Annotated in this window: 3 protein-coding genes and 1 pseudogene; all 4 read right to left on the bottom strand. The window is 62.5% G+C overall.

Features of this window, described 5'->3' with window-relative positions; all coding sequences use genetic code 11:
• Window positions 1–303: 303 nt before the first annotated feature.
• Window positions 304–1659 carry a TetR/AcrR family transcriptional regulator gene (locus ACRDUX_RS27285; RefSeq protein ID WP_526418372.1) on the bottom strand — a complete coding sequence of 452 codons (1356 nt, stop codon included), beginning with the start codon at window positions 1657–1659 and terminating at the stop codon, window positions 304–306.
• A 104-nt stretch (window positions 1660–1763) separates the two neighbouring features.
• Window positions 1764–2636 carry an alpha/beta fold hydrolase gene (locus ACRDUX_RS27290; protein WP_526418374.1) on the bottom strand — a complete coding sequence of 291 codons (873 nt, stop codon included), beginning with the start codon at window positions 2634–2636 and terminating at the stop codon, window positions 1764–1766.
• Between the two features lie 1156 nt (window positions 2637–3792).
• Window positions 3793–4245: a cupin domain-containing protein gene (locus ACRDUX_RS27295; protein ID WP_526418376.1), complete on the bottom strand. Its 453-nt coding sequence runs from the start codon at window positions 4243–4245 to the stop codon at window positions 3793–3795.
• Between the two features lie 297 nt (window positions 4246–4542).
• A pseudogene (locus tag ACRDUX_RS27300) lies at window positions 4543–5092 on the bottom strand (LLM class flavin-dependent oxidoreductase); the annotation flags it as partial.
• Window positions 5093–5409: the final 317 nt, after the last annotated feature.

Consider the following 5409-nt stretch of genomic DNA (forward strand, 5'->3'; position numbering starts at 1 on the left):
GAGCACCACGACGTCATAGTCGTGGCCCGCCGCCCGTTCCGACCCGGTGTCCAAGGTTGGTGCTGGAACATTCATCGTCACGACTTCCTCTCTAGATCAGGGACTTTCGGGATTCGTGCCGGGATCGGCGACCCCGCCGTCGAGCTCAATCCCGCCCGCATGGATCCCGTGCGGCAGCCCCAATCGCGCAGAACTCTACGATCTGGGTTTCGACTCCCATTATTCTGGGCTATCTCACCCATATTGTCCATACCGCGTGCTCAAGAGGTAGTTACGGGTTTCGCAACACCACTGGCAATCCGGTCAGGAAGTCCTCGTCGATCGCGATCCGGATTTGGTGGCCCGCCTAGCGGCCGTCGTTGCAAACGACGCGACGTAGTCGAGAGAGGCGTCGACTACGTCACCGAACGGCTCAGGGGACTTGGTCACGTGAGTCACCATCGCGCCACCCTGGTGCGCGGCAACCAGCGCGACCGCAAGATGGCGAGGATCGGCTTCGGGTATCAGATCACCGCGCTCTCGCATCGCGCACAGGCCGTCTTCGAACAGGGCGAGCCAGCGGTCGTATCCGGCGGCTAGAACGTCGAGAACCGAGTCGTCGGCCTCCAGGAGTTCGCCGGTCAACGAGCCGTACACACAACCACTTCGCAAATAGTCCGGACCCGCTTGTTTCCAACACTCGTCAGCCCACGCCCGCAGCGCGTGAAGGCTGTCCAGGTGAGCCAACTTGGGCTGGTTGTGAAACGCGACGACGAAATCGGTACGCGCCTCGACCACTTGCCGGGTGAGATCCTGCTTGTCGGCGAAGTAGTGCGAGATCTGCGAACCACTGACCCCGGCGGCCTCGCGGACGTTGTCGAGGCTGGTGCCGCTGACACCGCGCTCGTACATCAACTCGGCGGCACCTTCGACGATGCGCGCCCGGGTGGCCAAACCCTTGGGGGTGAACCGTGGCTCCGCGGTAGCGGTCTGCGTACCGAAGTCTCGCCGTTTGCGCGTCCGACGCGGCCGCCGGGGCGGGCGTTCGGCAGGGTCTGCGGCGAACAGGCGAAGGTAGTTGACGGCGAAGCGCGTGACTTCGGCCAGTGGCCACTCTTCCCGGTAGGCATAGCTCAAGATCCCGGCTCCCTGATGCAGACACACCACTACCAGGGCAAGGTCACGGGGCTGCGCGGATTTGACCAGGATGCCGCGGCTCTTCATCCGGGCGAATGAGTCTTCGAGAAGCGTTACCCAGCGCCAGTATCCGTCGGCGAAGGTCTTGCGGGTGGTTTCATCGTATTTCGCCAGTTGACCAACCAGTGTGTGGTAGGTAGCCGTACCCCGATAGCCGATCTTGCGCAGATAGCGCATGTTGAGATCGATCCATCGCTCCCAATCCTCGAAGGTGTCGAGTCCACCCACCTTGGGTTGTCGATGAAACTCCAGCACCCCTTGGATCTGGCGCTCTACCACTGCGCGGATCAGATCCTGTCTGTCGACGAAGTAGTGAGTGATCTGCGATCCGCTGACGGAGGCCTCTTGTCGCACCCTGTCCATGCTGAAACCCGACAAGCCCTCGGCGAGCAACACGTTCGCCGCCGACCGCAGGATCCGCTCGCGGGTGGCGAGTCCCTTGGCCGTGAAGGCGCGTGAGCCGGATCCGTCCGCTTTGACCATTTGGGCATGAGAATACCTCCGATCTCACATTCTGGGCGGTAGCGCCCCATTTCAGGATTTTCGAAGGCAAGGCGACTGACTGGCTTGGCTTGCGGTCGTTGGCGTCACCCGCCTCGTAGCTGGTGGGAGAGGAACTTCAGGATGAGCGCGGTCACCTCGTCCACCGCCGACTCGAGCAGGAAGTGCCCACCCTCGAGAAGGTGGATCTCGGCATCGGGCAGATCCGCCGCGAAGGCTTCGGCACCGGCGGGCCCGAAGATCTCGTCACCCCTTCCCCACACCGCCAAGAGCGGAACGTTGGTGCTGCGGAAGTACTCCTGCACGGCCGGGTACATCGGCGGGTTGGTCGCATAGTCGCGAAACAGCGCGAGTTGAATCTCGTCGTTCCCCGGCCGAGACAACAACGCGTAGTCGTGAAGCCAGGCATCCGGGTCGACCAAGGTCTCATCGGGCACGCCGGTCACGTACTGCCAACGGGTGGCCTCCAGCGTCAGGAAGGCGCGAACCGGCGCTTCTGTCTCCGCGCTTGGCGCCTGGTGGTAGGCCCAGATCGTCTTCCAGAAGCCCTCGACGAACCCAGCGTCATAGGCGTTGCCGTTCTGGCTGACGATCGCGCTGACGGCATCGGGCCGGGACAGCGCAAGCCGCCAACCGATCGGAGCACCGTAGTCCTGGACGTAGAGCGCGTAGGAGCCGATCCCCAGGTTTTCCAGCAATCCCGCGGTGAGTTGGGTCAGGGCGTCGAAGGTATAGGCGAAGTCGTCTGCCGACGGTGCATCGGAGAGGCCGAAACCCAAGTGGTCCGGTGCAATCACGTGGTAGTCGTGCGCCAACGCCGGAATGAGGTGGCGGAACATGTGCGAGCTGGTGGGAAAGCCGTGCAGCAGCACGATCACGGGCGCATCGGCGTCGCCGGCCTCCCGATAGAACAGTCGATGACCGTCAACGGTGGCATATCGGTGGTGCACAACTGCCATGACTGACTCCTCTCGATCGAGCAGGCCGACCTTCTCGGCCGCCGGCTGCCACGTCTGACCGCGGCCCGCCCATACATGCATGGGTTGAACAACCCATTATGCACGAATGATGAGGCCGCGCCACCCTCTCGAGGTCGATTAACGGGAATCAATGTCGGGCATCGCCCGGCTCGAAGCGCGACCCAAGTGATTCCCATTGTCACACCCCGGGCGTTCCCGTCGTTGAGGCCGATGACAGCTGAATAGCCCCAAACGACAACATGACCGATAGATCTTGACGCAGGACCCCTCGACTTCTCCGAGAGACGCAACGACGTGGTGTCCACGTCGCCAGCCGCCGGCCGCCGCCTCGGTTGCGAATGCAAGCTTCCCAGCGGCGTCGGTTGAACCGACGCTGGGATCACGCAACGGTGAGCCCACGAGATCCGTTGACCAGGACAATCATTCGTCGCCGACGGCATCGCTGAGAGTTCCTCGACGCACCATTCGCCAAATTCATGGGGTGATGCAGTCGCACTTATCGGCACCTCCCATTTTGGCGAACGGAGGCCCTTACCAAGGAGTAACTTCTTCTCGTTCCCCCCGCTGAATGGAGATCTTCCGTGTCCCTCGTTGCTCGACGTTCATTCACTCCCAGAATCGCGTGCCTGGCAACCGGCGCCGTCCTCGTCGTTCCCACCAACGGCAGCAAGGACACGTCATCACCGACATCCGACGGCACCACCTCGTCGGCGTCGGGGGCCGCATCCACCTCCGCTGCTTCCACCTCGACGGATTCGGCGGATCCAGCGAAGGCGCCGACGGAAGGTGCGTCATCTGACTCCCCGTCTACGGGGAAGCCCGGCGCCCAGTCCGATGATGGACACACCGCCGGACAGTCGCGATCGACCGATAGCCATGGTGACGGAGCATCGTCCACGAGCAAGCCCAGCTCCACAGACGATCGGAGTCAACACGAATCCTCGGGTGCCTCCGGCCACACGTCGGCAGGTGCTAAGTCACATCAACCGGGGCACAACGGCTTCGGGGGCGGTAATGCCGTGGCATCGAAGCCGTCGCACGACGCATCCCACGTCTCGGTCAGCAGGGCTGCGTCATCCGCGTCGGGCAAGAGCGGCGACGAGTAACCCCGACGCCCAGCCGAACCAGGTCTCGGCTATTCGAAGTCGCATCCCGGGTTGGCAACACTGTCGGCGGTCGGGGCGCCCGCCGGGTCGACGTAGGTCACTTCGAGGATCACCGGCACCGTACCAAGGTTCCTAGCCAGGTGAACGTGATCCGCACCCGTGGGGTCGGCGATCGGGTCACCGACATCGTAGAGTCCGTCTTGCTTGCAATCGGCTGAGTAGTGAGTCAGTTCGCCAGCCTTGACTATTCCGTAGATCTCGCCGCGGTGGGTGTGCCATCCGGTACTGCCGCCCGGCGCGAGCGTGATGTCGGAGACGATGTACTCCTTGCCTCCGGTGGTCTGCTTCGAAAGCGTTACAGCGCTGGCCCCGATCGTGGGCGTCGCCTGAGCCTGCGGTGCAACTGCGGCGCATAACGACGCAGCCACCACGCTCACCAACACGCACATCGCAATTCTGGTCACTCGATGCAATACCGTCATCTCCCTGCCTCCTAGACAGCGTCGAAGAGTTTGTCAAGAATGGGCTTTCCAGCCCATATTACGCGAAGTGATCAAAACGACCATGACCGTGACCGGACCCTTTGCCTTCGGGTCGCACGCCGAATTCGTCTGCGATGCAGATCAATACGTACATTTCGGTACGCTGAATCCACTGCGGCTCGTCGACGCACCGAACCGCATGATCCGCTTTCCGCGACCAACGCGCTGCCGTTCCTCGAGCAATGGCACGAAGTTTCGGACAGCGTGTGTCACGAGAACGATAGTTACGCCTTCGAGGTCGCGGTCGGCTCGTTCAGCCAGGCGCTTGACGATGGCGTCCTTGCGGCGGAGTTCAGCAAGTGAGTCGAAGCTGTGCCAGATGTCAGCGTGGCGAGCCACCAGCGGCAAAGTCCTCCGTTCGCATGCGTTCCGCTAGTGACGGATAGTCATATCCGTATACGCGGTAGTCCTTCTCATACCAGCCCGAACCTACGCCGAGGATGAGGCGTCCCCCGCTGATGTGATCGACGGTACGGGCCATGTCGGCCAGCAAGTCGGGGTTGCGGTAGCCCATCCCGGTGACCAGCACCCCGATATCGGGTTGGGTGGTGATCTCACCCCAGCTCGCGAGGGCAGTCCAGGCCTCGAAGTTGTCGACGTCTGGCTGCTCGGCGTGTAGCTGGCGTTTGCCGTTGCTCACGTGAAGAAACGGCTTGTGGAAGTGGTCGTAACCGAAAATGGCGTCAGCGCCCAGTGATTCGGCATCAAGGACCGCCCTTCGCCACACCGGGTAGCTGGGACTTCCGCCAGGCCAGAGTTGGACGCCGATGCGTGGGTTGCGGAACATGGTAATCGATTCCGTTCGGAGACTGGGAGCCAGAACACAGTCACTTGACTGTCAAAACTTCTGCCCGCGTTAGCGGTTCGAGGTAGCGCGCGGACTGCAAGAACTACGGTGAACCCGTTTGCATTGGAGCGAGCACCGCCACCGACAGGCTCGCGGTCCGGCGGCTCAGGCATGCTGCGATGCTCGTGAACCCACGAGTAGGTCAAGTCTGGCGGGGCGCCGATCAATTGCGTGCATGCCGCACCCATACCGCTTTGACGTCCCGTTGGGTGTTCGGTCGCCAACGAGAATCGGGCACCCGCGTGGGTGCCCGATTC

Origin of the sequence: Mycobacterium sp. (assembly GCF_050701675.1) — a bacterium.
Taxonomy (GTDB): domain Bacteria; phylum Actinomycetota; class Actinomycetes; order Mycobacteriales; family Mycobacteriaceae; genus Mycobacterium.

What these genes read in the sequence shown, in the direction of transcription:
- ACRDUX_RS27295 (WP_526418376.1), bottom strand. Translation starts at nt 4,245, where the DNA reads ATGACGGTATTGCATCGAGTGACCAGAATTGCGATGTGCGTGTTGGTG.
- ACRDUX_RS27290 (WP_526418374.1), bottom strand. Translation starts at nt 2,636, where the DNA reads ATGGCAGTTGTGCACCACCGATATGCCACCGTTGACGGTCATCGACTG.
- ACRDUX_RS27285 (WP_526418372.1), bottom strand. Translation starts at nt 1,659, where the DNA reads ATGGTCAAAGCGGACGGATCCGGCTCACGCGCCTTCACGGCCAAGGGA.